Origin of the sequence: Shewanella cyperi, assembly GCF_017354985.1 — a bacterium.
Taxonomy (GTDB): domain Bacteria; phylum Pseudomonadota; class Gammaproteobacteria; order Enterobacterales; family Shewanellaceae; genus Shewanella; species Shewanella cyperi.
In genome coordinates this window covers 2,421,532-2,447,677 of record NZ_CP071501.1, presented here as the reverse complement: position 1 = coordinate 2,447,677, position 26,146 = coordinate 2,421,532, and the positions used below count along the sequence as shown (strand labels likewise).

The following is a 26,146-nucleotide window of genomic DNA, read 5'->3' as shown; positions in this document are numbered from 1 at the left end:
GCCAAGTGTGACCTGAAGCATTGTGCAAAGTTATAGTATATTGTATACAATAGTGCAAGCATTACTCGGAGCGACGGACGCATTTTACATGGATGCAACAACAAAAGTATATTGGATACATTATCTATAAAGGAAGACATGATGGGACCCTTGACACTCAACAGTGAATTATTGTCGCAATTCAGGCAGTTCACCTGTATCGATGCCCACACCGAAGGGGAACCGCTGAGGATTATCACCTCGGGTTATCCCGACATTCCGGGCAACACCATGCTGGCCAAGCGGCGCTATGTGAAAGAAAAGCTTGATGATTGTCGCCGGGTGCTCATGTTCGAGCCCAGGGGCCATGCCGACATGTACGGTGCCCTGTTGACCGGGCCGGTGACACCGGGGGCGGATTTCGGCGTCTTGTTCCTGCATAACGAAGGTTATTCCAGCATGTGCGGCCATGCGGTGCTGGCCCTGACCAAGATTGTCTGTGAGACAGGCGCCCTTCCTCTTGGGACCGAGCCGCGGGAAATCCGCATCGACGCGCCCGCAGGACTCATTCGGGCCCAGGCGGTGCGAAATGCCGATGGCAGTATTGGGGCGAGCTTTCTCAATGTGCCATCCTGGGCCGAGGCGCTGGATCTGTGTGTCGGAGTGCCAGGCATAGGCCAGGTCAATTTTGATATAGGCTTTGGCGGCGCCTACTACGCCTATGTTAATGCCGATGAACTCGATCTGGACTGTTCGCCCGACAATAGCGCCAGGCTTATCGATTGGGGACGGCGCATCAAGCAGGCTGTCATGGGATCTTTTGACCTGGAACATCCGTTGGAGCCGGACCTGGGCTTTCTTTATGGCACCATCTTTTACTCATCCAGGGTCAGTGATGGCAACAATCATTCCCGCCATGTGTGCATCTTCGCCGACGGTGAACTGGATCGTTCGCCCACTGGCACAGGGGTTGCCGGTCGCATTGCCCTGCTGCGGGCCAGGGGTGAGGTGGCGCTGGGCGAGACCTTGCATATCGAGAGCATAGTGGGCGGTTGCATGGGTGTCAGCGCCAGCGACAGCTGTGACTTTTATGGCAAGCAGGCGGTGATCCCCAGGGTCAGCGGCCGGGCCTTTATCACCGGTGAGCACAGGTTTTTGTTGCACCCGGATGACATTTTTCCACGTGGATTTTTGCTGAGGTAAGTCATGGAAGAGAACAGTTGCTTCCAAGAGAACAGGCGCGTCCAAGAAAACAGACGCGTAATAGTTGTCGGCGCCGGCATAGTGGGCTTGTGCTGCGCCCTGGATTTGCGGCGCAAGGGCTTTGAGGTCACAGTGTTGGACAGGGAAGGGGTGGCCGCCGGGGCATCGAGCGGCAACGCCGGACACTTTGCCACCGAGCAGGTATTCCCCCTGGCCGATCCCGCCATGTTGCCCAAGTTGCCGGGCATGTTGCTTGACCCCCTGGGGCCATTTCGGATAAAGCCCGCCTATTTCCATCGGGCCTTGCCTTGGTTTATGCGTTTTCTGGTCAATATGTTGCCATCAAGAAGGAAGCGCAATGGCGAGGCCATAGCCGACCTCAATCGCCGCTCAATTGCCGCCACCCAGGCTCTGGTGGACTTTTGTGGCTGCCAGGAATTGCTGGTGCTCAAGGGCTCGTTGCTGGTGTTCGAAACCCGGGATAAAGCTGTGATGGAGGCCGAATACCACAAGTACGCCGATGCCGGGGTGGCGGTCAGGCTGCTCGGCGGCGATGAGGTGCGGCAATTGGAGCCGAGCCTATCCCCGGCCATCACCGGCGCCTTGTATTTTACCGAGGTGGGCCATACGCCGGATCCCAAGGCCCTGTGCCAGGCGGTGGCCGCCAAGCTGCTCGCCCTGGGGGGCAAGATAGAACAACAAGGCGTTGCCACACTGCTGCCGGGGGACAGACTTGGGCTTGTCTGTGACTCGGGTGAATTACTGGCAACCGACAAGCTGCTGATTGCCACCGGCGCCTGGTCCAAGCCGCTGGCAAAGGCGGCCGGGAACACTGTACCCCTGGATACCGAGCGCGGTTACCATCTGATGCTGCCACAGCAAAGTGGCCTCGGTCGTCCTGTGGCCTCGTTCGATCGCAAGTTCATCATTACCCCAATGACAGGGGGCACCCGCCTCGCGGGCACGGTGGAATTTGGTGGCCTTGAGGCTCCCATGTCGCCGGAGCGGGCCGATTGCCTGCTGCCACACGCCAAGGCGCTGCTGCCGCAGGTATTGGGCGACGCCAGGGTAGAGCAGGGGGAACGCTGGATGGGCTTCAGACCTTCTTTGCCCGACAGTTTGCCGGTGCTGGGACCGAGCGGCAAAGCGGGGGTGTTTTTTGCCTTTGGCCATCAGCATCTGGGCCTGACCTGGGCGGCTGTCACGGGGGAGCTGATATCGACCCTGATGGCCGGTGATGAACCCGAGCTGGATCTTGGGCCCTACAGCGCCAATCGTTTCGATTAACAGGGGCTTCAATAACAGTCAGCTCAGGAGCAAACGCTTCAATAATAAAGGCTGCCAGTGGCAGCCTTTTCTATTTACTGGTGCTTAAGGTTTGCTGGTGCTTAAGGTTTACTGTTGCTCAGGAATCGCTGTTGCTCCAGCTCAATCTGCTTGTGCCATAAAGGCCTCGATCTCGGCGGCGCTGCGTGGTGCACCCCGCGACAGGTTTTCATGGCCATCCTCAGTGACCAGGATATCATCCTCAATCCGCACCCCAATGCCGCGGTATTTAGCGGGGATATCCTCGGCATCGGCTGGAAAGTAAAGCCCGGGTTCCAGGGTAAACACCATGCCGGCTTCCAGTGTGCGCCACTTGCCTTCGCTGTCGTGATAGGGACCCACATCGTGGACATCCATACCGAGCCAATGACCCGTCTTGTGAACTGTGAAGCGGTGGTAACTCTCGCTGTGCATGACCTCATCTATGCTGCCAGTGAGCAAACCCAGCTCGATGAGTCCCTCGGCCAGCACCCGCATGCAGGTCTGATACAGGCTGTCCCAGGGCAGGCCTGGGCGAACCAGGGCGATGGCGGCATCCAGCGCCTTGAGTACCAGGTCATGAATTTGCCGTTGGGCCGGGGCGAAGCGGCCATTAATCGGAAAAGTGCGGGTGATGTCGGCGCAATAGTGGTGATACTCGGCCCCGGCATCGACCAGCAGCAATTCACCGTCCTTAAGTTCACAGCAATTGTCCTCATAGTGCAGACAACAGGCGTTGTTGCCGCCGGCAACTATGTTGGGGTAAGCCACGTCGAGACACTGGTTGTCGGCAATGGTTGCCATAAAGTGTGCCGCCAGTTGCGCTTCATTGAGGCCTGGCCGCACCTTACGCAGCAGCGCCTTATGTCCTTCCACCGAGGCCTTTACGGCGTGACGGATAAGGCCAAGCTCATGATCGGTTTTGATAACCCGCAGCGGATGCAACACCTTGGCCAGGGGCGTCAGAATGGGATAAGACTTTATCGCATCGAAGGGGCTGGTGTGGCGCTGCCGGTTGAGCAGCGGCCACAGTTTATCGTTGAGCCGCCCCAGTTCATCACCGAGGAATATGTCACATTTGCCGGCCAGTTTTTGCAGCAGCACCTCATCAAAATCCGCTATGGCATACGCCTCATCGGCACCGAAATGCTCTATTGCCCCTTCGGGACCGCTGCGACGGCCAAAGCTGACCTCGGCCGCCGGATCCCGCGGGCGGCAAAAAAGCACCAGTTTGTCCTCGTGGTCTTCACGCCACATAAGTGCCAGGGCATCGGGCTCGTTGAATCCCGTCAGATAAAGGAAATCATTGTCCTGGCGAAAATGATATTTGATGTTTTTGCTGCGTACCCGCTGGGGGTAGCCGGCCAGGATCGCCAGTGAGTCCGTTGGCAGACGGTTCAGCAGTTGCTGGCGTCGCTCGGCATACATGGTCTTATCCCGGGATCCAAAGTGTGTTGGGGGCTGCATCTTGATTGAACCCTTGCGGTGAATGAACTGTGAAAGTTCAGAATATTTGCATGCAATATACAAATCAAGGGTGGTTGCACTAAATACTTAGGCCGCACTTTGGCCGCAAGTTCGCGGTGCATTTCCCCAAAAGGAGTGGAATAATAGCGCCAGTGGCAATTTCGGAGTAACAAAGTGAATCGAGCGGTATTTTTGGACAGGGATGGGGTGATCAATAAAGATCACGGCTATGTGCACACTGTTGATGAGTTTGAATATATCGAAGGGGTGTTCGAGGCCTGCCTGGCGCTCAAGTCCATGGGCTACAAGCTGGTGGTGGTCACCAACCAGTCCGGCATCGCCCGCGGCATGTACACCGAAGATGAGTTCCACAGCCTGACAGAATGGATGGACTGGAACTTTGCCGATAAAGGGGTGGATCTCGACGGCATCTATTATTGCCCCCACCATCCCGACAAAGGTATAGGCGAATACAAGCAGGACTGCGATTGCCGCAAGCCCAAACCCGGAATGTTTGTTTCCGCTGCCAAGTTTCTGAAACTGGATCTGGCCAATTCTGTCATGGTGGGCGACAAGGCCGATGATATGCGAGCAGCCGAGGCTGCCGGGATCCCCACCAAAATCCTGGTGCGTACGGGTAAAAAGCTGGATGCCGAGGGCGAAACCCTGGCGACCGTGGTACTCGACAGTATCAAAGATGTGCCGGCTTATCTTAAATCCAAGGCCTGAGCATTCAGGCCAATAGCAAGGTGTTAACCCGCCGTTGCGCAGCTGTTTGCAAGAATGTGGCTTTATAAAGCCTGAGTGTTGAATCTTACATATTTAGGCGAATTTATGCGCACTCGGGCCAAAGGGGAGCACATTTCCCGATAAAGCCCTTGCAAGAAAGTTCAGGCTCCCTATAATGCGCATCCGTTGACCCAAGCGGGTCCGGCAGCCAAGGTTGCCGACAGTTCTTTAACAATTTATCAAGCAATCTGTGTGGACACTCGCAGAGCTGATGACATCGACAACGATATTCATCAGTGAATGATGTCCATGCAAACATGCAGTTTGCGACTGTTTACAGTTGCAAAATCGACAGAATTCATTGAGCAGTTTGGCGCAAGCCAAACACCAAAACTTTTAATTGAAGAGTTTGATCATGGCTCAGATTGAACGCTGGCGGCAGGCCTAACACATGCAAGTCGAGCGGTAACACAAGGGAGCTTGCTCCTGAGGTGACGAGCGGCGGACGGGTGAGTAATGCCTGGGAACTTGCCCATTCGAGGGGGATAACAGTTGGAAACGACTGCTAATACCGCATACGCCCTACGGGGGAAAGCAGGGGAACTTCGGTCCTTGCGCGAATGGATAGGCCCAGGTGGGATTAGCTAGTTGGTGAGGTAAAGGCTCACCAAGGCGACGATCCCTAGCTGTTCTGAGAGGATGATCAGCCACACTGGGACTGAGACACGGCCCAGACTCCTACGGGAGGCAGCAGTGGGGAATATTGGACAATGGGGGAAACCCTGATCCAGCCATGCCGCGTGTGTGAAGAAGGCCTTCGGGTTGTAAAGCACTTTCAGTGGGGAGGAAAGGTTTGTGGTTAATACCCGCTAGCTGTGACGTTACCCACAGAAGAAGCACCGGCTAACTCCGTGCCAGCAGCCGCGGTAATACGGAGGGTGCAAGCGTTAATCGGAATTACTGGGCGTAAAGCGTGCGCAGGCGGTTTGTTAAGCGAGATGTGAAAGCCCCGGGCTCAACCTGGGAATTGCATTTCGAACTGGCAAACTAGAGTCTTGTAGAGGGGGGTAGAATTCCAGGTGTAGCGGTGAAATGCGTAGAGATCTGGAGGAATACCGGTGGCGAAGGCGGCCCCCTGGACAAAGACTGACGCTCAGGCACGAAAGCGTGGGGAGCAAACAGGATTAGATACCCTGGTAGTCCACGCCGTAAACGATGTCTACTCGGAGTTTGGTGTCTTGAACACTGGGCTCTCAAGCTAACGCATTAAGTAGACCGCCTGGGGAGTACGGCCGCAAGGTTAAAACTCAAATGAATTGACGGGGGCCCGCACAAGCGGTGGAGCATGTGGTTTAATTCGATGCAACGCGAAGAACCTTACCTACTCTTGACATCCAGAGAACTTGGCAGAGATGCCTTGGTGCCTTCGGGAACTCTGAGACAGGTGCTGCATGGCTGTCGTCAGCTCGTGTTGTGAAATGTTGGGTTAAGTCCCGCAACGAGCGCAACCCTTATCCTTACTTGCCAGCGGGTCATGCCGGGAACTTTAGGGAGACTGCCGGTGATAAACCGGAGGAAGGTGGGGACGACGTCAAGTCATCATGGCCCTTACGAGTAGGGCTACACACGTGCTACAATGGTCAGTACAGAGGGTTGCGAAGCCGCGAGGTGGAGCTAATCCCATAAAGCTGGTCGTAGTCCGGATTGGAGTCTGCAACTCGACTCCATGAAGTCGGAATCGCTAGTAATCGTGGATCAGAATGCCACGGTGAATACGTTCCCGGGCCTTGTACACACCGCCCGTCACACCATGGGAGTGGGCTGCAAAAGAAGTGGGTAGCTTAACCTTCGGGGGGGCGCTCACCACTTTGTGGTTCATGACTGGGGTGAAGTCGTAACAAGGTAGCCCTAGGGGAACCTGGGGCTGGATCACCTCCTTACCTAAGCGATGCGTCGCTGTGCTGAGTGTTCACACAGATTGCTTGATAGATGAAAAGAGACAAATGCGTGAGAGTTTCATTGCGCAGTTAATTTGCGTCAGGCCAAGACGCTGTAGTGATGAGGAAGGCAGTGTAGCAGCGCTACATAACGACCGAAGAACGACAGTAACGACGGCATGACACAAAGAAACAAGCAAGTGGGTCTGTAGCTCAGGTGGTTAGAGCGTACGCCTGATAAGCGTAAGGTCGGTAGTTCGAGTCTACTCAGACCCACCAAATCTCCGCTTCTGCTTTGTTGTAAAGCGCGTCGTTTAGGCAACTAAACTTCCTTGCTCTACGCCGCGCATAAGCGCAGATTGATTTCTCGCATTGTTTCGGACTGTGATGACGGCGGATGCTGTCTGAAATGGGGCTATAGCTCAGCTGGGAGAGCGCCTGCCTTGCACGCAGGAGGTCTGCGGTTCGATCCCGCATAGCTCCACCACTTCGCTGCCACAGCGACAGTCTCAGGAATAGAGACGCCAAAGATAAGTGATGAATTTATCTTTGGCTTTTTTAAGCCCGCTCTTTAACAATTTGGAAAGCTGATAGTAGAAACTGGACCTTCTCTTTGAGATGGGATTCAGTTAATACAAAAATTGAGTTCTCAAACACTTCAATCAAGTGTTTTGGGTATTCTTCAAGGCGGGTCCATTTCCAACCCTGGAAATGAGACCAAGTAAAACCAGCTGGTCGCAACAGCTCAAGTGAAACTCATTTGGGTTGTATGGTTAAGCGACTAAGCGTATACGGTGGATGCCTTGGCAGTCAGAGGCGATGAAGGACGTAGTAACTTGCGAAAAGCGTTGGTGAGGTAGTAACAACCGTTATAGCCAGCGATGTCCGAATGGGGGAACCCGGCAGCATAAGCTGTCATCACTACATGAATACATAGTGTAGTGAGGCGAACGAGGGGAACTGAAACATCTAAGTACCCTTAGGAAAAGAAATCAACCGAGATTCCCTAAGTAGCGGCGAGCGAACGGGGATTAGCCCTTAAGTCTTTGGGGTGTTAGTGGAATGAGTTGGAAAGCTCAACGGTACAGGGTGATAGTCCCGTACACGACAACTAACCAGAGATGAAAACGAGTAAGGCGGCACACGTGATATGTTGTCTGAACATGGGGGGACCATCCTCCAAGGCTAAATACTCCTGACTGACCGATAGTGAACCAGTACCGTGAGGGAAAGGCGAAAAGAACCCCTGTGAGGGGAGTGAAATAGAACCTGAAACCGTATACGTACAAGCAGTGGGAGCGGTTCTTGAGACCGTGACTGCGTACCTTTTGTATAATGGGTCAGCGACTTACATTTAGTAGCGAGGTTAAGCGAATAGCGGAGCCGTAGGGAAACCGAGTGTTAACTGCGCGTTTAGTTGCTAGGTGTAGACCCGAAACCCGGTGATCTAGCCATGGGCAGGTTGAAGGTTGAGTAACATCAACTGGAGGACCGAACCGACTAATGTTGAAAAATTAGCGGATGACTTGTGGCTGGGGGTGAAAGGCCAATCAAACCGGGAGATATCTGGTTCTCCTCGAAAGCTATTTAGGTAGCGCCTCGGACGAACACCTTTGGGGGTAGAGCACTGTTAAGGCTAGGGGGTCATCCCGACTTACCAACCCTTTGCAAACTCCGAATACCAAAGAGTGCTATCCGGGAGACAGACGGCGGGTGCTAACGTCCGTCGTCAAAAGGGAAACAACCCAGACCGTCAGCTAAGGTCCCAAAGTAATTGCTAAGTGGGAAACGATGTGGGAAGGCTTAGACAGCTAGGATGTTGGCTTAGAAGCAGCCATCATTTAAAGAAAGCGTAATAGCTCACTAGTCGAGTCGGCCTGCGCGGAAGATGTAACGGGGCTAAGCAATTCACCGAAGCTACGGGTGTGCACGATAACGTGTACGCGGTAGAGGAGCGTTCTGTAAGCCGTTGAAGGTGAAGGGGTAACCCACACTGGAGGTATCAGAAGTGCGAATGCTGACATGAGTAACGATAAAGGGGGTGAAAAACCCCCTCGCCGAAAGACCAAGGGTTCCTGTCCAACGTTAATCGGGGCAGGGTGAGTCGACCCCTAAGGCGAGGCCGAAAGGCGTAGTCGATGGGAAACGGGTTAATATTCCCGTACTTCTGCTAACTGCGATGGAGAGACGGAGAAGGCTAGGCCAGCACGGCGTTGGTTGTCCGTGTTTAAGGTGGTAGGTGGTGTGCTTAGGCAAATCCGGGCACACATACACCGAGAGCTGATGACGAGGTGCTACGGCACTGAAGTGGTTGATGCCAGGCTTCCAGGAAAATCTTCTAAGCTTCAGGTTAGCAGGAATCGTACCCCAAACCGACACAGGTGGTCGGGTAGAGAATACCAAGGCGCTTGAGAGAACTCGGCTGAAGGAACTAGGCAAAATGGTACCGTAACTTCGGGAGAAGGTACGCTGCTGTTGGTGGAGGGACTTGCTCCCCGAGCTGACGGCAGTCGCAGATACCAGGTGGCTGCAACTGTTTATCAAAAACACAGCACTGTGCAAACTCGCAAGAGGAAGTATACGGTGTGACGCCTGCCCGGTGCCGGAAGGTTAATTGATTGGGTTATCGCAAGAGAAGCTCATGATCGAAGCCCCGGTAAACGGCGGCCGTAACTATAACGGTCCTAAGGTAGCGAAATTCCTTGTCGGGTAAGTTCCGACCTGCACGAATGGCGTAATGATGGCCACGCTGTCTCCAGCCGAGACTCAGTGAAGTTGAAATTGCGGTGAAGATGCCGTATACCCGCGGCTAGACGGAAAGACCCCGTGAACCTTTACTATAGCTTGGCACTGAACATTGACCCTACATGTGTAGGATAGGTGGGAGACTTTGAAGCGGGAACGCCAGTTCTCGTGGAGTCGTCCTTGAAATACCACCCTTGTAGTGTTGATGTTCTAACCTGGGCCCCTAATCGGGGTTAGGGACAGTGCCTGGTGGGTAGTTTGACTGGGGCGGTCTCCTCCCAAAGAGTAACGGAGGAGCACGAAGGTTGGCTAAGTACGGTCGGACATCGTACGGTTAGTGTAATGGCATAAGCCAGCTTAACTGCGAGACAGACACGTCGAGCAGGTACGAAAGTAGGTCATAGTGATCCGGTGGTTCTGAATGGAAGGGCCATCGCTCAACGGATAAAAGGTACTCCGGGGATAACAGGCTGATACCGCCCAAGAGTTCATATCGACGGCGGTGTTTGGCACCTCGATGTCGGCTCATCACATCCTGGGGCTGAAGTCGGTCCCAAGGGTATGGCTGTTCGCCATTTAAAGTGGTACGCGAGCTGGGTTCAGAACGTCGTGAGACAGTTCGGTCCCTATCTGCCGTGGGCGTTGGATGATTGAGGGGAGTTGCTCCTAGTACGAGAGGACCGGAGTGAACGAACCGCTGGTGTTCGGGTTGTCATGCCAATGGCATTGCCCGGTAGCTACGTTCGGAATCGATAACCGCTGAAAGCATCTAAGCGGGAAGCGAGCCCCAAGATGAGTCATCCCTTGGACCTAGAGTCCACATAAGAGCCGTTCGAGACCAGGACGTTGATAGGTCAGGTGTGTAAGCGTTGTGAGGCGTTGAGCTAACTGATACTAATGACTCGAGAGGCTTAACCATACAACCCAGATGGGTTTTACTGAAAATGTTCCAGACATTTTCCAGCACTTCCTCCTTCCCTGGAGGTCGTACGAAGAATATCCAGTACTTGATTGAAGTCGAGACTCAAGCTCGTAAGAGCAGCAGCTTTCCAGATTCAGGAATGAATTTATCAAATACATCCTTGTATTTGACCCTGACGGGCCGCGCTAAAGCGCGTTTAAAATTTGTTCCATACAATTTTATGTCTGGTGACAATAGCATTGTGGTCCCACCTGATCCCATTCCGAACTCAGAAGTGAAACGCAATCGCGCCGATGGTAGTGTGGGGTCTCCCCATGTGAGAGTAGGTCATCGCCAGACGCCTAATTCTGGTTTCCACTTTGAAAAGTGAAATCAAACAGAGTCGAAAAGCCACCTGAATAAGGTGGCTTTTTTGCGTTTTGGGAGGGTCTATGCGTCTTGCTGATATGCTAATGACTGAAAGATGTTCCAGACGCCTGATTCTGGTTTCCCGCTGAAAAGTGAAATCAAACCAATCCGAAAGAGATGTAAAAAGGCCATCCAAGCGAGAGTCCCTTTTGCTATTCTGAAAGGGTAATTCCAATAAGTCCCGACCATGCACGCCGGCGATAATCCTGAGCCAGATCTGACCAGTAATTAATTCAGTAGCTTTGAATCTTTACGCTTTTCATTGACATATTATCGGGTAAACTAGCGGCATTTTTATTCCCGGCCCTTTGGCCACCTCAGTTTCAGGGAGGTTGTATGATCACTGCCTATGTATATGAGCAGCGTCGCTTGACGGTAACCGAGCTCAGTGTCCATGACAACATGCCTCCCAATACCCTGTGGTTGGATCTTTATAAGCCAGAAGATGATGAGCGCGAGTGGCTGGCAAAGTTTTCGGTGGAAGAGTTGCCCGACGAAGAGGACATCAACGAGATTGAGGCTTCGGCACGTTTTTACCAAAACAGCGACGGTTTGCACATTAACTCCCTTTTCCCGCAGCGTGTCGGCCAGGATGTGCGCGGTGTCAACGTATCATTCAACCTGCGCACCAACTTCCTGTTGACCATCAGGGAAGAGGATGTGGGCCTTATCCGTCTGTTGCGCAATTATTTGCGTCTCGGCCGGCTGGAGGTCTCCACGCCCCAGGAGCTGTTTCTGGAGCTGTTCAATCTGAAGGTGGATTACCTGTCGGATCTTATTGAAGACGTTTATACCGTGTTGGAAAATGTCGGAGAGGAAGTCTTCGCCAATGAAGAGCTCGACGAAGTGTTCAAGCTCATCACCATGCAGGAAGATGCCAACGGTAAGGTGCGTCTGAGTTTGCTCGATACCCAGCGCTCTCTGCGGTACATGCAGCGCTACTACCGTGGTCAGCTTTCGGATGAAAACCTCAAAGATTTACGTGAGATGCTGTCGGACATTGAGTCGCTTATCCCCCATAGTCAGTTTATTTTCGACAAGCTTAACTTTTTGTTGGATGCCGCCATGGGTTTCAGCGGCTTGCAGCAAAACAAGATCATCAAGATTTTCTCGGTTGCTGCAGTTGTTTTCCTGCCCCCAACTCTTATCGCCAGTATTTACGGGATGAACTTTGCCCGTATGCCTGAACTGTCTTGGCAATACGGCTACCCCATGGCAATTCTGATGATGCTGGCCAGTGCCGGTGGTACTTACTTCTTCTTTAAGCGCAAACGCTGGCTCTGAATCCTACTGAAGCTCTGGTTATCGGGGTTTCTGCGCAGGCCGGCGAAAAGGAATGATCTTCGCGGTTTCCAGAAATTCTTCCGGTTCGTTGATTATGGTGGAGAGGGTATAGAGCTTGCTGCGCATCATCCCCATGGCAACCACGCATCTGTGGTAGGGATTGTCGCAGCGCGCCAGTTGTTGTTCCAGATTGAATACCAGACAGGTAAGTTGTTCCTGGTTACCATCGGAGGCGGCAATGGCTTCCTGATTGAGCTGATGCTGCAATTGCTCAAGCCTGTCGGGCTCGTGGTCGGCGAGCCAGCGCAAGGTGTCAAAGTCAGGCAGTGGTGTCATCTTGCCTCCCCACCCGCATTGGATTGTCGGGTGCTCTTACTTCAAGCTAGCCAAGTGGCGTCGGGGTGGCAAGATTTGTTGTGACTAAAAAAGCAGCAGGGTTTCCCTTTGGGTTATAAGGCTCAAGACTTGGATTCAGAACCAAAGAAATAGCTGACCCTTTCCCTGGGATTGAGGTAATTAAATACCTTTTCCGGCAGCGCCGACGGTGGCAGGCAGCGTAAAATACTCAGTCCTTCGGCTTCGAGATCCACAATCGGGGCCTGATCCTTGGGTACCAGGGGGTCATAGACCATGATCCTCGGAAACAGCAGCTTGGACACGTTGACCGACATCACCATGCCATATTGCCCGCTGGACAGTTCCACTACGCTTCCCGGTGGGTAGATGCCGAGCATCTTGATAAGCATGCCAACGTATTCCTGATTCAGCTTGGTCCTGAAGTTTTTATACAGGTAACCCAAGGCAGCATAAGGGGTTTTGGCATGGGTCATCACATCCGGATGGCACAGGGAGTCATACTGGTTGATGGCGGCAACCAACTGGGCCATCTTATCGAGATCTTTTTCCTTAAGGCCCTTGGGGCTGCCACTGCCATCGAGAAACTCATGGTGCTGGGTAATGGCGGGCAGGGCGGCTTCGGGAAAGTTGTCCGCCAGCTTGATCATTTCCGCCCCGAACAACGGATGTTGCTTGATAAAGTTGATCTCGGGCGTGGTCAGCGGGCCTTGTTTCTTGAGGATTTGCTGCGGGACCTTGAGCTTGCCTATGTCATGGAACAACGCTCCCAGGCCTATGGCTTCAATCTCGCCCCGGCCCCAGCCCAGTTCTTTCGCAATCAACATACACAGCACGGCGACGTTCAGGGAATGGAAATAGATGCCATCTTCCTTCTTGGCATCATTCATCAGATGCAGCACCAGGTTATCGCTTTCGAGCAACTGTTTGGTGATGTCCTGCACCAGATCCTTGGCATCATTGACCGCATTCAGCGGCCGACTGCGCAACTTGTTAATCAGATTGCGCATCATGGAGATGGAGCGATTGAAACTCTGCTCCGTCTTGTGCAGCTCTCGGCGCATTTTTTTCAGCTGCTCAATCTTTTCCAGCTTGTCCTTGTCCATGGCTTCCCTGAGGGAGTCCAGCTTGTGCAGCGGCTGCGGCTCGGGCAAGGTATCGGGTGGCAAGGGCGGCACGTCGCTGCGTTCCAAATCGACAAAAACGTGGTTGATGCCCAGATTACGGATAAGCTGGATCTGCGCCTCTTGTTTAAGGCGAAAACTGTTGAACAGAAATGGATGATCCTTCCAGGCGACCGGCAGACGGATGAAATTACCGACCTGTAGCTGGTTGACCGTGACTTTACAGCTTTTTTTCATATTATGTCAGTCAGTTAACTCTCTTGTTAGTTTAACTCAATCACCCGACTTTACAATTACTTAAGTCACGTGTCAGCATAGCAGGCTAAAAGAGCGACAGCAGCGAGCGAGAATGCTATGGATTTTATCGAAATCTATCCCAATGCGATACCGGATGATCTCTGTGATCGTCTGATTGCCACTTTTGAGTCCCACAAGGGAGTCACAGACGGTCACACAGGCAACGGCGTGGACAAGGAGAAGAAGCTCAGTCGTGATCTGATGCTTGATGCCCATGCCGATCTTCAGCCTATCCGCAATGAACTGTTGGGGTACACCCTTAAGGGGGCCACAGATTACTTCAACAAATACGCCATGGCATTAATGGGGGCCGTGGCTGTCACAGTGGCCGACGCCAATGGCCAGCCGGTCACACTCAATCCGGACAACTACACCGAGCTGGGCGCTCCCCGTGCCGAGGCACTGGTGAAGTATCTTTACCGCAGCGGCACGGTCAATGTCCAGAAGTACCCACAAAAATTGGGTGGCTATCCACACTGGCATTCGGAACAGTTCCCTCAGCCCGGGCACAATGAGGCGTTGCACCGGGTGGTGCTGTACATGTATTACCTCAATGATGTGGCCGAAGGCGGCGAAACCGAATTTTATTATCAGCAGCGCAAATTCAAGCCCACCAAGGGCACCCTGGTGATAGCCCCGGCGGGCTTTACCCATTCACACCGGGGCAATATGCCGCTGAGCAATGATAAATATATCGCCACGTCCTGGATCATGTTCAACCGCGCCGAGCAATTGTACGGCCAGCCGCGCTGATTCAGACCGGGATCCGGATCCGGAACAGGGCGCCCTCAAGGGCCGACTCTTCTATCGTCAGGCTGCCGTTGTAACTTTCGACTATTTCATGGCACACGGCCAGCCCTATGCCCTGACCGGGACTTTGACTGTCGGCACGGACGCCGCGCTCAAGAATCTTATACCTCAGGCTTTCAGCCACACCCGGGCCATCGTCTTCCACCCTGAGTTCAAATTCACCCTCATCCGTGATTGCCGCCGTCACCCGAACCTGACTGATACAAAGCCTGAAGGCATTTTCCATCAGGTTGCCACACAGCTCCATCAAATCGCCCTTGTCACCGGGAAACAGGATCAGCGGTGGGATGTTGGCGGTAAATTTTACCGACTTGTCACGGTGGATCTTGTACAACATCTGTGCCAGCTGTTCCACCAGAGGCGCGACCTGGGTCTGCTCCTGCTTCAGGCCTTTGCGGCCAAGCATGGCGCGCTTGAGCTGGTATTTCACCAGATGATCCATCTGGCTGACCTGCTCCATGATTTTTTCGTTGCTGCTTGTTTTATCGAGTGCTGAATCGTCGGTGATGGCATGTACGGCCGCCAGCCTGGTCTTTAGGCTGTGGGCCAGATCGTTCATGGCATTCTGATAGCGTTCCTGCTGGGATTTGGTTTGCTGCAGCAACTGGTTGAGCGCCTGGGTGATACCTTCCACTTCCACCGGATAGCCACCGGACAGGGAACTGGCCTTGCCATCACTGATGGCTTGCAGTTCGGCCTGCATCCGCGTCAGGGGTCTCAATCCCCAGTAGGCGGCGCTGACCAGCAGCAGCAGCGCCAACGCCAGCACCAATGCCAGACGCAAATAGGTGGTGCGCGCATATTTGCTGGACTCCTGCTCCAGCCGGGCGGCATCTTTCATCATCAGCAGGTTGTAATGAACGCCGCTGATCTCTACCGACAACAGATAGATAAAATAACCCCGCTCATCGGCCAGGGTCAGGTAGTAGGGGGGAGAATCGCCGCGGATTTCATTGAAACGTTCGCAGGTGTCGAACAAGCCCTTGTCCACTGCCAGCGCCGAGGTCCACACCTGCTTGAACCTGTCATCGCAGGACACCACCACAAAGCCGCCGGGTTTTTTGTTTTCATCCAGCCAGGCTGAGGTATCCGGGATCAGATCATGCTCCCTCAGCTCGGCTGCCACCTGGGGGATTTCGGCAATCAGTTGCGCGGTTTCCTCGTTGTAGCTGTTCTGGGCATGAAGCATGTTGACCATCCAGGCGAGGCCGAAGCCCACCAGGGTAATGATCGACAGCGAGGTCAGATACATGCGCGTCAACAGACGCTTTTTTGGTTTTAATTGCATGGCAGATTGAACTTATAACCCTGGCCACGGATGGTGACTATGGGGGTATCCATGCCTTCCTTGGTGAGCTTTTTGCGCAAGCGGCTGACCATGACCTCTATGGTGTTGGGATCGCCTTCCTTGTCACCGTAAATCACATCCAGCAGACGCTGCTTGGCGACAACCTCGTGACAGTGGCGCATCAGGTATTCGAGGATCAGGTATTCAAAGGCCGTGACTTCCATGCGCTCGCCATTGAGTGTCACCTGTTTGGCGGCAAGATCCAGCTCCAGATCACCGCTGCTGATCCTGGGCTTAACAAAGCCGGCGCTGCGGCGCACCAGGGCATCGAGCCGTGCCACCAATTCCTCTTTCTGGAATGGCTTGACCAGGTAGTCATCGGCACCGGCATTGAGGCCCTCGACCTTGTCCTGCCAATTGACCCGGGCGGTGAGGATAAGGATAGGCGCCTTCAGCCCTTCGTTGCGTAATTGGGTAATAAGGCTGATGCCATCCCCGTCGGGCAAGCCCAGATCCACTATGGCCACATCTATGGGATAGTTGGTTGCCTGATAGAAACCATCACCTGCGGTGCGGGCGACCTGGACCTGATTGCCAAGCTCTGTGAGTTGCACCTTGAGATGGTGGGACAGCAGGGGATCATCTTCAACGACAAGAATTCGCATACCGGGTTTCCTGAATCAAACTGGACCCAGTGTACGCAAGTCACTGGTCACTGTAAAAACTTTGCCGCATTCTACGGCAAAAATGCTTAACCCGGGCTGACATGGCTGCATTCAGCCCTTGTGCCAGTATTTTAATGCTTTAAAATGCCAAAAATTTTAGGAGTATGTCCCCATGAAACGTCTGTCGGCCCTGTTTGGTCTTTGTTTTTCCCTGCTTGCCCCGCTGGCAAGTGCAACTACTTTTACCTTTACCGCCATTCCCGATGAAGATGAATTGGCGCTGCGCAGCCGTTTTGATAAGGTGGCTGCCTATCTTGAGGCTCAGCTCGGGGTTGAGGTCAAGTATGTGCCGGTGAAATCCTATTCCGCAGCGGTAACCGCATTTCGCAACAACCAGGTGCAATTGGCCTGGTTCGGCGGCTTGTCCGGTGTACAGGCCCGTCGTTTGGTGCCTGGTTCAGAAGCCATAGCCCAGGGCTATGAAGATCAGTTCTTCAAGAGCTTTTTGATTGCCCACCACAGCACAGGTCTGGCCAAGGGTGACGGTTTCCCCGCCATTGAAGGCTATACCTTTACCTTCGGCTCCAAGGATTCCACTTCCGGCCGCCTGATGCCCCAGTTCTATGTGGAGCAGCACCTGGGCAAGAAACCCGAAGAGTTGTTCAAGCGTGTGGGTTTCTCCGGTGATCACAGCCGTACCATAGCCCAGGTGGAAGCCGGCGTGTATCAGGTCGGTGCCGTGAACTACAAGGTATGGGAATCCGCTGTGGCCCAGGGCAAGGTGGATACCAGCAAGGTCGCCGTCATCTGGGAAAGCCCTGAGTACCCTGACTACCAGTGGACCGCCCGTGCCGGTCTGGATGCCAGCTTCGGTGCAGGCTTCAAAGACAAGCTCACCAAGGCGCTGCTGGAGATGAAAGACCCGGATCTGCTGGCCAGCTTCCCGCGCCAGTCCTTTGTGCCTGCCTCCAATCAGGATTATGTGCCGGTGGAAACCGTGGCCAAGGCCATAGGTCTGCTGGACTGAACATGCTGCATCTGCAACACCTGTCGCTCGGCTATCAGGGGCGACAGGTCTTTGGTTGTGACTCGCTCAGTTTCCATAGGGGAGAGCGGGTCGCCATTGTCGGTGCCTCGGGCGCCGGCAAGTCCACTTTGCTCGGTCATATCCATCAACAGCTCGCGGCCGAGGCAGCCCTCTGTGCCCAGGCCCAGGGTTTGGTGGATGGCCTGAGCGTGTTTCATAACGTGTATATGGGCGCCCTGGCCCGTCATCACTGGTCCTATAACCTTTTGAATCTGGCATGGCCCCTGGCCGGTCACAAAAGCGCTATCCGTGCCCTGTGTGATGAGCTGGAATTGGACTGTCCCCTGACCACTGCGGTGGGGCGACTGTCCGGCGGCCAAAGACAGCGGGTTGCGCTCGCGCGGGCCCTGTATCAGAACAAAGACATTTTTATCGGTGACGAACCTTTGTCGGCTCTGGATCCACTTATGGCCCAGCGCCTGCTGAGCCGCATTCAGGCAAGGCACCACAGCACGATAATGGTGCTGCACAACAGGCAACAGGCACTGAATTATTTTGATCGTATTATCGGCATAGCCGAGGGCCGGGTGATACTCGACAGTCCCACCGCCAATCTGGATGCCTCGGCCCTGGACAGCTTCTACCTGGACACCGCGGCCGACGCCACATCATGAACAAGCTGTTGTTTGAGTCATCTTCCCAACCCCCGGGGTCCTGGACCTTTGCCGGTCGCTGGACCCGCTTGACCTTGGCCCTGTGGCTGCTGTCGGCGCTGGCGTTTCTGGTGGCCGACACCGAGGTTATCGCCCTTGAGCCCTGGAACGAACTGAGGCGCATGCTCGCTGGCCTGCTGGCGCCGGATTTTTTCGCCACCGAGCAGTTGCTTGATGCCCTGTGGCAAACGGTGAGTTTTGCCCTGCTCGGGGTGAGTGGCGGCTTGCTGCTGGGCTCTGGCTTGGCGCTGGTGTATCACCATCCCTTGATAGCCGCGGCTTGCGCCTTTGTGCGCGCCATCCATGAGCTGTTCTGGGCCCTGCTGTTCTTGCAGATTTTCGGCCTGTCGCCGCTCACCGGGGTGATGGCCTTGATCTTGCCCTACGCCGGCACATTCGCCCGGGTGTTCCACGATATGTTGTGCCGGGCGCCCAGAGTCACCGACAGTACCTTGCCGGCGGGCGTGGACGGCATCAGTCGCTACGTGTTCGGCAAGGTGGTGCATGTGCTGCCGGAAATGCGTGCTTATGTACGATACCGCTTTGAGTGCGGACTGCGCAGCAGTGCCGTACTGGGTTTTATCGGTATGCCGACCCTGGGATTCCATCTGGAAAGCGCCTTCCGCCAGGGCCATTATCCGGAGGGGATGGCGCTGTTGCTGCTGTTTGTGCTGATGATTGGCACTATTACCCTCTGGTGCCGCCGTTGGTTGGTGCCGCTTTACCTGCTGCTGGCCGTCTATACGCTGCCGCCACTGGCCCAGGTTGATGGCAGTCTGCTGTGGCGATTTGTCAGTCAGGATATCTGGCCCGCGAGCGTGCAACAGTGGCTGCTGGCGGGCGCGTCCTTGAGTCAAGTGCCCGCTGCACTGTGGCAGACCTGCGACTGGCTCTGGCGCTTGCTGCAGCAACAGGCGTTGCCGGGCATTGGAGCGACACTGGTGTTGGCTCTGGCGGCGTTGGGCATGACCCATGTGCTGGTGATGTTGCTGCTGCCCTGGGGACGGAAAACCCGTGAGCCAAGGCGCTGGGACAGAGTGCCAAGAGCGCTGCGCTGGCTGGGACTGCTGCTGATGCGCGCCATTCCCGAATACGTGTTTGCCTTTGTGTTTATGCTGCTGCTCGGCCCTTCCATGCTGCCGGCCATGCTGGCGCTGGCGCTGCATAACGGCGGCCTGATTGCTTTTTTAACCGCCAGGGCGGTGGACAGGGAAGGTAAAGGCTTGCCGGCCGGCCTTGACGGCTTCGGCTATCGGATCTTGCCGGTAATTTACCCTGGGTTTATGGCCCTGCTGTTTTACCGTTTTGAGGTCATTTTGCGTGAAACCGCGATTTTGGGCATGCTCGGCATTGCCACCCTGGGTTTCTATATCGACAGCAATTTTGCCGAAATCCGCTTTGCCGGCGCCCTGGTGCTGATGATTTGCACCGCGCTGCTCAACATTGGGGTGGATATTCTGGCCAGAAGGCTGCTGACGCCGGGCCGCAGCCTGCTGCCGGAGCGCTGCTGAGGCGTCAGTCGTTTGCTTCCTGTGGTCTGAGGTTATCGAGGCCGAAGCTGGCCCACAGCGCCAGACTCATGTAGGTCATGACCGCCCCCATAATGAGCAACAAACGCATCCAGGGCACGCCGGCTGCCATGCGTAGCTGCACATAGTCGAAGGTGCTTATGCCCCACACCAGGATCAGCATGGACAAGAGTGCCAGTTGCAGCAGTCTCAAGGCCGGTTTGGGCCCAAAGCACAGCAACGGCAGCAGGGCACAACCCAAAGTCAGTAAAAGATTGTCATATCGGAGGAAGTGAGCCCCGGTCAGGAGGCAGGCCAAGGCAATGATAAAGGTACGCCACCACATGATAATTTCCCTTTTGCTAATCCAGTTGAGGTCAGCATAGTCCCCTTGACGGGCACGTAAATGAAGCTGCATCACAGAATGGATTTTCCTGGGTGATCCGGATCGCGCTTTTGCCGTTTCGTTTACGGTTAGGGAAATTCACGGGTTGATCTGAAGCAGAATGCGGGCACGGGGCCCGCATCCGTGACTCTGAGGATCAGTTCAGTGCCTCACGCAGCTTGGCTTTCTGCTCCTCGGTCAGCTTGTTGTGTTTGAGCATATCCAGCAGCGCCTCGGTGACATCGTGATGTCTGATCTGGAATACCCGCCTGCCATCCTGTTTGTCACCGCGGGTGATTTCCAGCTCCATGCCGTCTTCATCGTCCCATTCCAATACCTCATCGGGCATATGAGCCTGTACCAGGAGTTCGATTTCATGGCCGCGCTCCTCGAGTTCCCTGGCCTTGGATTCGATGCGTTGTTCAAACTCTTTGGTATGAAATTCAATGACCTTTTGTCTCTCTTCCATTTCGGCTTGCAATGTTTCCAATTTTTTATCGAACTCGGGATCCATCCCCGGCATCTTGCCTTCGCCCATGCGTTTGAGCAGCCTGCCGACCTTTTGCCTTTGCTCATCGGGCAGGGCACCGAGCTTATTGTCTATGACGGCGCTGTCCTTGAGTTCGTCGTCACTGAAATCGACTTCGGTAACATTGCCATCGAGTACTACCCGCACGTGGGTTTGTTCTTGCTGACTCCCATCCGGGACCTGGCTGGGGGCGGCGCAGCTGGCCTGACTGAGTAAAAGGCCTGCACTGAGCAATGAGGCCAGCAACATGTTCAGGCGACGTGGGATGTTGAACCTTGTATTCATTTGAGCTTTCCTTGTGTTGGTAGATGGTGTTGCTTGTATCGCCAGGTCGTTCCTGGTGTTGCCAGGGATAAGGCGCAAATCGTGCCAACTTTGTAACTGAGTGAATTTATTGAAATATTTCTTGTTAGCTTGGGGTGGCAACACAGCCTTATGCCGCAAATGGGCAGATACATTTCCCCAAATGAGTAAATTCCGCCGTTATCCCATGTTACAGGCCCTGAGCCTGCCCGGTACTGCCATGGGATAACCCTTTATTATTCAGTGAATTGATTGCATGATAGTGGGAAACTGGCTGCCGACGCCTTGCTGGCACCTTAATTGAATAATGCCGGTAAGCTGAGTCATTTTCCGGCCAGCCATGGCCTGCGAGAGGTTCCAATGTCGATTAAGCGTTACCTGTTTATCCTGTTTGCCACCCTCATCCTGATGCTGGGGCTTAGCCAGATGTTGCTCACCGGCTATGTCAAGGGCCAGCTGGATGAAGAGCTGCAGCAAAGTTCGTTGTCCTTGTCCAGGCAGCTGGTCAGTGTGGTGGTTAACAGCGTGGACGATACCGAACCCTCGGCCGAAGAGGTGGCGGCATTTGAGGCCGAAGTGGAGTGGTTGGACAAATCCACTGTGCCAGAGCCAGAGCCAGAGCCGGAGCCAGAGCCGGAGCCGGAGCCAATTGCCACCCACAATGAGAGGCAAAGGGTAGAGCTGGACAGACAAAGTGCCGATGAGGAAAAACAAAATGCTCTCCAGGAGCGAGAAAGTGCCGAACTGGACAAGGCCATAGCGACACTGGAGCAAACTCTGTCACAGTGGCAGGCAGACAGCGGCAAACAGCATGAGCTTCCCGCCCATATCAAGCAGGAGTTACAGCGCCAGTATGAGCAGTTGCAGCAAGAGCGAGAGCATTTGCGTCATGCCCGTGAAGTCATGGGCCGTGAATATCGCCAGAAAGTCGAACGGGCCCTGGATAATCTGGAACTGGATACCCGCCAATGGCTTGATAGGGGCCAGGTGCAATTGATTGAAAGTGGCAAGATCCCGCAATTCCACAGGATAAATGTCAGCCAGGACGGCGCCACCTCGGCTCTGACCCGTTTCCGCGAATGGACCTTGCTGTTAATCCTGGCGTCCTGCGGTGTTGGCATATTGCTGGCGTATTGGCTCAGTCACCATGTCAGCCGTCCCCTGTCCGAGCTGGCAAAGGGACACAAATTGCTGGGTGAGGGGCAACTGGGGGTACAACTTGAGCCCCGTGGGGTTGAGGAGCTTAAACAGATGCTGGCGGGCTTCAATGCCATGAGCGCCAAGCTGGCGGAGCTGAGCCGCAAGGAACAACAGATGCGCGGTCAGCAGCATCTGGTGGAACTGGGGGAAATCACCCGCGGCATAGCCCACAGCCTGCGCAATCCGCTGCATACCCTGGGGCTCCTATCCGAGTCGTTGGCGAGCCGGGAAGACGCCCGGGAGCGGGAACGGCTCGCGGCGCAAATTCAGCAAAAAATTGCCATGATGGATAAACATATACAATCCCTGCTGGTGCTGAGCGGCAGTGGCGTGTCCGGGCGCAACTGGGTGCCGTTGGCGGCCGTGGTGCAGGATATACTGCTGGAACTGTCGGTCAGTGGCCTGTCCCCACAAGTTAACGTCAGCGGTCGTGAGTTGGGATTACGGGTGCGCGGACTGGAGTCCGAGGTGCGCAGCATTCTCCATGCTGTGATGGTTAATGCCTGCGAGGCCTATGGGACTTTGACGACCGACATGCCGCTGCGTTTGGATGTGGCGCTGGAGCAGGATGACAGTGAAATACGGGTGAGGGTGTGCGATTGGGGCGCCGGACTGCCGCAGGCCATTCGCACTCAGTTGGGCCAGCCCCATATCAGCAGTAAACCCGAAGGCACGGGCATGGGCCTGTATATTGCCATGCGCTTGCTGGACAGCCATTACGGGGGCCGTTTGAGTTTTGAGGACAATCCCGAAGGCGGCACCCAGGTCACAGTGCATTTCGCCCGCACTGATGAACAAGCCGCTACAGCCCAGGCCGACGCTCAGGCGGGGGATGTCAAATGAGCCGTGCACCGGAGCAAGGAATAAATAAGGAGTGGTCATGGCTGATGCATTGAAAATCCTGGTGGTGGAAGATGAGCCCGGGCAAAGAGAGCTGATAGTGGCCATGTTGGCCGAAGCGGGCCATAGCCTGAGCGCTGCCGGCAGTGTCGAAGAGGCAATTGTCGCCATCAAGGCCGACATGCCGGATCTGGTGTTCTCCGACTGGAAACTGGGGCAGCTGTCGGGCATGGATCTGCTCAATTACGTCAAGCGCGAGCACCCGGATCTGGGTTTTATCATTGCCACGGCCTACGGCACCATCAGCCATGCGGTGGACGCGGTGCAGGCCGGTGCCGACGATTACCTCACCAAGCCTTACCAGCGTCAGACCCTGCTGCTGGCCATCAACAAGGTTGCCAGGGCTCAGGCGCTCAAGCGCCAGAACCGTGAACTGTCCAGCGCCCTGTCGGAGCAGCGGGCCCTGGTGGGGCTGGTGGGCAAGGCGCCCTGCATGCAACAGGTGTTTGAGCGGCTGCGGCGCATCAGCGCCACCGATGCCACTGTGCTGATTGGCGGCGAAAGCGGTACCGGCAAGGAGCTGGCGGCCAGAGCTCTGCACCAGCTGTCGGCCCGGCAGCATGGGCCCTTTGTGGCCATCAACTGCGGTGCCATTCCCGAAAGTCTGGCGGAGGCCGAGTTGTTCGGGGCCGAGAAGGGGGCCTTCACCGGCGCCAACAGCCTCAAGCTGGGAAAGCTGGAAGCGGCCAATGGCGGTACAGTGTTTCTCGATGAAATCGGTGAGCTGCCCTTGCTGCAACAGACCAAGCTGCTGCGCTTTTTGCAGGAAGGGGTGATCACCCGCCTAGGTGCCCAGCAGGAAATGACCCTGGATGTGCGGGTCATAGCCGCCACCCACAGAAACCTGCAGCAGGAGGTGGCCGAGGGCCGTTTTCGGGAAGATCTCTTCTATCGCCTCAACGTGGTGCCCATCCGCATGCCGCCGCTGCGGGAACGGCGTGAGGACATAGGCCGGCTGATCGAGCACTTTTTGAAATTACACGCCCGTCAGTACGGTTTTGACGCGCCCGTGCTCGACAAGAGTACCCTCAAGCAGTTGCTGGATTATGCCTGGCCCGGCAATGTGCGTGAGCTGTCCAATCGCATTGAGCGCTTTGTGCTGCTGGGGGACGAAGAGGAACTCAGGGCCGAGACACGCCCGGGGGCCGTTACCGTCAAGGGCGGCATGCAGCTGCCCGAGGAGGGGCTGGATTGGGATGCCTTTGAGCGCCAGTGTCTGGCGCAGGCAATGGCGCGCTTCGAGGGCAATCGCACCAAGGCAGCCAAGTGGCTCGGCATGAGCTACAAGGCCTTCCTTTACCGACTGGAAAAGCACGGCCTGGTATGAATTAGGTCAGCAGCCCCAGAAGCAGATTGCCGAGAATACCGACAGACACCAAGAGGAACAGGCCGCCGGTCAGGGCATCAATCGGCAGTTGCATCCGCTTGAGCCAGGCCTGAAATCCAGGCTTGGTCAAAAGCAGTGCCAACAGGCAGAACCAGGCCAGCGACAGCAGCAGCAACAGCACCGCCGCGGCACTTTTGGTGGCCAGGTTGACCTGTGGGGTGATCAGGGCCGAAAACAGGGTCAGGAAAAACACCAGTGCCTTGGGATTGAGCAAATTGGTAGCCAGGCCCAGGGTGAAGCCCTTGAAGGGACTGAGCGGCAGCGGGGCTGCCCGGGAAAAAGCGCCATCGCTGCGGGCGCGCCACTGGGCCAGGGCGCCGCGCAGGGCTCCCAATCCCATCCAGCCTAAATATGAGGCGCCGGCCAATTGCACCAGGCCAAAGAGCCAGGGGGAACTCTGGATGATCAGGCTAAGGCCGGTGAGGCTGGCGAGGGTGTGCAGCAGTATCGCCAGGCTGATCCCGGTGGCGGTCAGCAGGGCTACCCTGGGGGGATTGCTGCTGGCAACCCGCAGCACCATGGCGACATCGGGCCCGGGGCTCATCAGGGCCACGCTGTGAATAACCCCCAGAGTGGCAAGCAGCGACAGGTCCAGCATCTTGTTCTCCTACTATTGGTGATGGGCATTATGCACCCGGATTTCAGGCCTTTGGCTGTGGCTTGCCAACAAGGCTCAGTACAGGGCATTTTCCAGTTGCATCTGTGGCCCGATATGAAACAATTCAGTCCATCTTATAGGGTGGCCAAGGCGCTCGGCCAGCACTTTATTGCCGGGACCCTATGGCGATTTCAGACAAAGACAGTCAGCGGAGCACACAGTGAAAGGACAGATTCTGCGTGAGATGAAAGTACTCACCTCCATTACCCCCGACTTTGAGGTTCAGCGCCGGGTGGCCTTCATCAAGGCCAGGTTGAAAGCGGCCCACAGCAAGACTTTGGTGCTCGGGATCAGCGGCGGGGTGGACTCCTCGGTTGCCGGTCGCCTGTGCCAGTTGGCGGTCGATGAACTCAATGCCGAGCATGACAGCCAGGAATACCGTTTTATCGCTGTGCGCCTGCCATACCATATTCAGCAGGATGAACACGAAGCCCAGATGGCCTGCCAGTTTATCCGGCCCAGCAAGCTGGTGACAGTCAATGTCCACAGCGGCGTCGACGGCGTGCATTTTACCGCCCTGGCGGCCATGGAAGAAGCCGGCATAGCCCTGCCGGATGACGCCAAGGTGGACTTCGTAAAAGGTAACGTCAAGGCCAGGATGCGCATGATAGCCCAGTATGAAATTGCCGGCCTCACCGGCGGCCTGGTGGTGGGCACTGACCACAGCGCCGAGAACATCACCGGTTTTTACACCAAGTGGGGTGATGGTGCCTGCGATCTGGCGCCGCTCTTTGGTCTCAACAAGCGTCAGGTGCGCCAGTTGGCCGCCTTCCTCGGTGCTCCCGAGGTGCTGGTGAAGAAAGCGCCGACAGCAGACCTGGAATGCAACAAGCCCGGGTTGGAGGACGAAGTGGCCCTGGGGTTGAGCTACGACCAGATTGATGACTTCCTCGAAGGCAAGGCCGTCAGTCAGGAGGTGGAGGGCAAGCTGGTGGCCATTTATAAGGCGACCCAGCACAAGCGCCAGCCGATCCCGACCATTTACGATTAAACACCGACAAAGGGGCCACTGGCCCCTT

The 26,146-nt window shown here is 55.4% G+C and carries 19 protein-coding genes, 2 tRNA genes and 3 rRNA genes; 16 read left to right on the top strand and 8 right to left on the bottom strand.

Going from position 1 to position 26,146, the window contains the following annotated elements; translation table 11 throughout:
* Window positions 1-141 precede the first annotated feature (141 nt).
* Both JYB84_RS10585 and JYB84_RS10580 read left to right on the top strand, forming a co-directional pair.
* Window positions 142-1,182 (top strand): proline racemase family protein, encoded by a 1,041-nt coding sequence (locus tag JYB84_RS10585; RefSeq protein WP_207323186.1) that lies wholly within the window; start codon window positions 142-144, stop codon window positions 1,180-1,182.
* Between the two features lie 3 nt (window positions 1,183-1,185).
* Window positions 1,186-2,469 carry an NAD(P)/FAD-dependent oxidoreductase gene (locus JYB84_RS10580; RefSeq protein ID WP_207320057.1) on the top strand — a complete coding sequence of 428 codons (1,284 nt, stop codon included), beginning with the start codon at window positions 1,186-1,188 and terminating at the stop codon, window positions 2,467-2,469.
* Window positions 2,470-2,610: 141 nt separating this feature from the next.
* Here the strand turns inward: JYB84_RS10580 and JYB84_RS10575 are convergent, their stop codons facing one another.
* A complete protein-coding gene (locus tag JYB84_RS10575) occupies window positions 2,611-3,954 on the bottom strand; it encodes an aminopeptidase P N-terminal domain-containing protein (protein WP_207320056.1) in 1,344 nt (447 codons plus the stop codon).
* A 174-nt stretch (window positions 3,955-4,128) separates the two neighbouring features.
* On the opposite strand from JYB84_RS10575, the gene gmhB reads away from it, so the two are divergent.
* From gmhB to corA, 7 genes are all read left to right on the top strand, one after another.
* Window positions 4,129-4,683, top strand: a complete 555-nt coding sequence (gene gmhB, locus JYB84_RS10570) for a D-glycero-beta-D-manno-heptose 1,7-bisphosphate 7-phosphatase (RefSeq protein WP_207320055.1) — start codon at window positions 4,129-4,131, stop codon at window positions 4,681-4,683.
* A 397-nt stretch (window positions 4,684-5,080) separates the two neighbouring features.
* Window positions 5,081-6,623 (top strand): 16S ribosomal RNA (locus JYB84_RS10565).
* Window positions 6,624-6,822: 199 nt separating this feature from the next.
* A tRNA-Ile gene (locus tag JYB84_RS10560) sits at window positions 6,823-6,899 on the top strand.
* A 132-nt stretch (window positions 6,900-7,031) separates the two neighbouring features.
* A tRNA-Ala gene (locus tag JYB84_RS10555) sits at window positions 7,032-7,107 on the top strand.
* A gap of 284 nt (window positions 7,108-7,391) precedes the next feature.
* Window positions 7,392-10,284: ribosomal RNA gene (locus JYB84_RS10550) — 23S ribosomal RNA — on the top strand.
* A 226-nt stretch (window positions 10,285-10,510) separates the two neighbouring features.
* Window positions 10,511-10,626: ribosomal RNA gene (gene rrf / locus JYB84_RS10545) — 5S ribosomal RNA — on the top strand.
* The 16S, 23S and 5S rRNA genes sit together here with 2 tRNA genes alongside, the layout of an rRNA operon.
* Before the next feature lie 405 nt (window positions 10,627-11,031).
* Entirely contained in the window at window positions 11,032-11,979 is a 948-nt protein-coding gene (corA, locus tag JYB84_RS10540) for a magnesium/cobalt transporter CorA (RefSeq protein ID WP_207320054.1), read from the top strand.
* An 18-nt stretch (window positions 11,980-11,997) separates the two neighbouring features.
* Here the strand turns inward: corA and JYB84_RS10535 are convergent, their stop codons facing one another.
* The gene (locus JYB84_RS10535) at window positions 11,998-12,315 is read right to left on the bottom strand and encodes a DUF3135 domain-containing protein (protein WP_207320053.1); all 318 of its coding nucleotides are present in this window, start codon (window positions 12,313-12,315) and stop codon (window positions 11,998-12,000) included.
* Window positions 12,316-12,437: 122 nt separating this feature from the next.
* Window positions 12,438-13,694, bottom strand: a complete 1,257-nt coding sequence (locus JYB84_RS10530; protein WP_207320052.1) for an HD-GYP domain-containing protein — start codon at window positions 13,692-13,694, stop codon at window positions 12,438-12,440.
* 117 nt (window positions 13,695-13,811) lie between these two features.
* Here JYB84_RS10530 and JYB84_RS10525 point away from each other — a divergent pair, with 117 nt between their 5' ends.
* Window positions 13,812-14,507 (top strand): 2OG-Fe(II) oxygenase, encoded by a 696-nt coding sequence (locus tag JYB84_RS10525; protein WP_207320051.1) that lies wholly within the window; start codon window positions 13,812-13,814, stop codon window positions 14,505-14,507.
* Between the two features lies 1 nt (window position 14,508).
* On the opposite strand, the gene JYB84_RS10520 is transcribed toward JYB84_RS10525, so the two are convergent.
* Both JYB84_RS10520 and JYB84_RS10515 read right to left on the bottom strand, forming a co-directional pair.
* Entirely contained in the window at window positions 14,509-15,852 is a 1,344-nt protein-coding gene (locus JYB84_RS10520; protein ID WP_207320050.1) for an ATP-binding protein, read from the bottom strand.
* Complete coding sequence (locus JYB84_RS10515; RefSeq protein ID WP_207320049.1) at window positions 15,843-16,517, bottom strand: response regulator; 675 nt, start codon at window positions 16,515-16,517, stop codon at window positions 15,843-15,845. The genes JYB84_RS10520 and JYB84_RS10515 overlap by 10 nt, the downstream gene beginning before the upstream one ends.
* 172 nt (window positions 16,518-16,689) lie before the next feature.
* On the opposite strand from JYB84_RS10515, the gene JYB84_RS10510 reads away from it, so the two are divergent.
* The 3 genes from JYB84_RS10510 to JYB84_RS10500 are packed head-to-tail and all read left to right on the top strand — an operon-like array spanning window position 16,690 to window position 19,768.
* Entirely contained in the window at window positions 16,690-17,544 is an 855-nt protein-coding gene (locus tag JYB84_RS10510; protein ID WP_207320048.1) for a putative selenate ABC transporter substrate-binding protein, read from the top strand.
* Window positions 17,545-17,546: 2 nt separating this feature from the next.
* Complete coding sequence (locus JYB84_RS10505) at window positions 17,547-18,218, top strand: ATP-binding cassette domain-containing protein (protein ID WP_207320047.1); 672 nt, start codon at window positions 17,547-17,549, stop codon at window positions 18,216-18,218.
* The gene (locus JYB84_RS10500) at window positions 18,215-19,768 is read left to right on the top strand and encodes a PhnE/PtxC family ABC transporter permease (protein WP_207320046.1); all 1,554 of its coding nucleotides are present in this window, start codon (window positions 18,215-18,217) and stop codon (window positions 19,766-19,768) included. The genes JYB84_RS10505 and JYB84_RS10500 overlap by 4 nt, the downstream gene beginning before the upstream one ends.
* Window positions 19,769-19,772: 4 nt before the next feature.
* Here JYB84_RS10500 and JYB84_RS10495 read toward each other — a convergent pair whose 3' ends face one another.
* Together JYB84_RS10495 and JYB84_RS10490 are read right to left on the bottom strand one after the other, a co-directional pair.
* Window positions 19,773-20,111 (bottom strand): hypothetical protein, encoded by a 339-nt coding sequence (locus JYB84_RS10495; RefSeq protein ID WP_207320045.1) that lies wholly within the window; start codon window positions 20,109-20,111, stop codon window positions 19,773-19,775.
* Window positions 20,112-20,307: 196 nt separating this feature from the next.
* The gene (locus JYB84_RS10490; protein WP_207320044.1) at window positions 20,308-20,964 is read right to left on the bottom strand and encodes a hypothetical protein; all 657 of its coding nucleotides are present in this window, start codon (window positions 20,962-20,964) and stop codon (window positions 20,308-20,310) included.
* A 378-nt stretch (window positions 20,965-21,342) separates the two neighbouring features.
* Between JYB84_RS10490 and JYB84_RS10485 the strand changes: the two genes are divergently transcribed.
* Together JYB84_RS10485 and JYB84_RS10480 are read left to right on the top strand one after the other, a co-directional pair.
* Window positions 21,343-23,025, top strand: coding sequence for a sensor histidine kinase (locus JYB84_RS10485; RefSeq protein ID WP_207320043.1), 1,683 nt, complete (start codon window positions 21,343-21,345; stop codon window positions 23,023-23,025).
* Between the two features lie 37 nt (window positions 23,026-23,062).
* Window positions 23,063-24,409 (top strand): sigma-54-dependent transcriptional regulator, encoded by a 1,347-nt coding sequence (locus JYB84_RS10480; RefSeq protein ID WP_207320042.1) that lies wholly within the window; start codon window positions 23,063-23,065, stop codon window positions 24,407-24,409.
* A 1-nt stretch (window position 24,410) separates the two neighbouring features.
* Here JYB84_RS10480 and JYB84_RS10475 read toward each other — a convergent pair whose 3' ends face one another.
* The gene (locus JYB84_RS10475; protein ID WP_207323185.1) at window positions 24,411-25,064 is read right to left on the bottom strand and encodes a LysE family transporter; all 654 of its coding nucleotides are present in this window, start codon (window positions 25,062-25,064) and stop codon (window positions 24,411-24,413) included.
* A 223-nt stretch (window positions 25,065-25,287) separates the two neighbouring features.
* On the opposite strand from JYB84_RS10475, the gene nadE reads away from it, so the two are divergent.
* Window positions 25,288-26,118: an ammonia-dependent NAD(+) synthetase gene (nadE, locus tag JYB84_RS10470; protein ID WP_207320041.1), complete on the top strand. Its 831-nt coding sequence runs from the start codon at window positions 25,288-25,290 to the stop codon at window positions 26,116-26,118.
* Window positions 26,119-26,146 lie beyond the last annotated feature (28 nt).

Excerpts from the sequence above, each read along its gene's own strand:
- JYB84_RS10495 (WP_207320045.1), bottom strand. The coding sequence starts at position 20,111 with ATGTGGTGGCGTACCTTTATCATTGCCTTGGCCTGCCTCCTGACCGGG.
- JYB84_RS10485 (WP_207320043.1), top strand. The coding sequence starts at position 21,343 with ATGTCGATTAAGCGTTACCTGTTTATCCTGTTTGCCACCCTCATCCTG.
- JYB84_RS10480 (WP_207320042.1), top strand. The coding sequence starts at position 23,063 with ATGGCTGATGCATTGAAAATCCTGGTGGTGGAAGATGAGCCCGGGCAA.
- JYB84_RS10585 (WP_207323186.1), top strand. The coding sequence starts at position 142 with ATGGGACCCTTGACACTCAACAGTGAATTATTGTCGCAATTCAGGCAG.
- JYB84_RS10500 (WP_207320046.1), top strand. The coding sequence starts at position 18,215 with ATGAACAAGCTGTTGTTTGAGTCATCTTCCCAACCCCCGGGGTCCTGG.
- JYB84_RS10520 (WP_207320050.1), bottom strand. The coding sequence starts at position 15,852 with ATGCAATTAAAACCAAAAAAGCGTCTGTTGACGCGCATGTATCTGACC.
- corA (WP_207320054.1), top strand. The coding sequence starts at position 11,032 with ATGATCACTGCCTATGTATATGAGCAGCGTCGCTTGACGGTAACCGAG.
- JYB84_RS10575 (WP_207320056.1), bottom strand. The coding sequence starts at position 3,954 with ATGCAGCCCCCAACACACTTTGGATCCCGGGATAAGACCATGTATGCC.
- JYB84_RS10525 (WP_207320051.1), top strand. The coding sequence starts at position 13,812 with ATGGATTTTATCGAAATCTATCCCAATGCGATACCGGATGATCTCTGT.
- JYB84_RS10580 (WP_207320057.1), top strand. The coding sequence starts at position 1,186 with ATGGAAGAGAACAGTTGCTTCCAAGAGAACAGGCGCGTCCAAGAAAAC.
- JYB84_RS10505 (WP_207320047.1), top strand. The coding sequence starts at position 17,547 with ATGCTGCATCTGCAACACCTGTCGCTCGGCTATCAGGGGCGACAGGTC.
- JYB84_RS10490 (WP_207320044.1), bottom strand. The coding sequence starts at position 20,964 with ATGAATACAAGGTTCAACATCCCACGTCGCCTGAACATGTTGCTGGCC.
- JYB84_RS10535 (WP_207320053.1), bottom strand. The coding sequence starts at position 12,315 with ATGACACCACTGCCTGACTTTGACACCTTGCGCTGGCTCGCCGACCAC.
- JYB84_RS10530 (WP_207320052.1), bottom strand. The coding sequence starts at position 13,694 with ATGAAAAAAAGCTGTAAAGTCACGGTCAACCAGCTACAGGTCGGTAAT.
- JYB84_RS10515 (WP_207320049.1), bottom strand. The coding sequence starts at position 16,517 with ATGCGAATTCTTGTCGTTGAAGATGATCCCCTGCTGTCCCACCATCTC.
- JYB84_RS10510 (WP_207320048.1), top strand. The coding sequence starts at position 16,690 with ATGAAACGTCTGTCGGCCCTGTTTGGTCTTTGTTTTTCCCTGCTTGCC.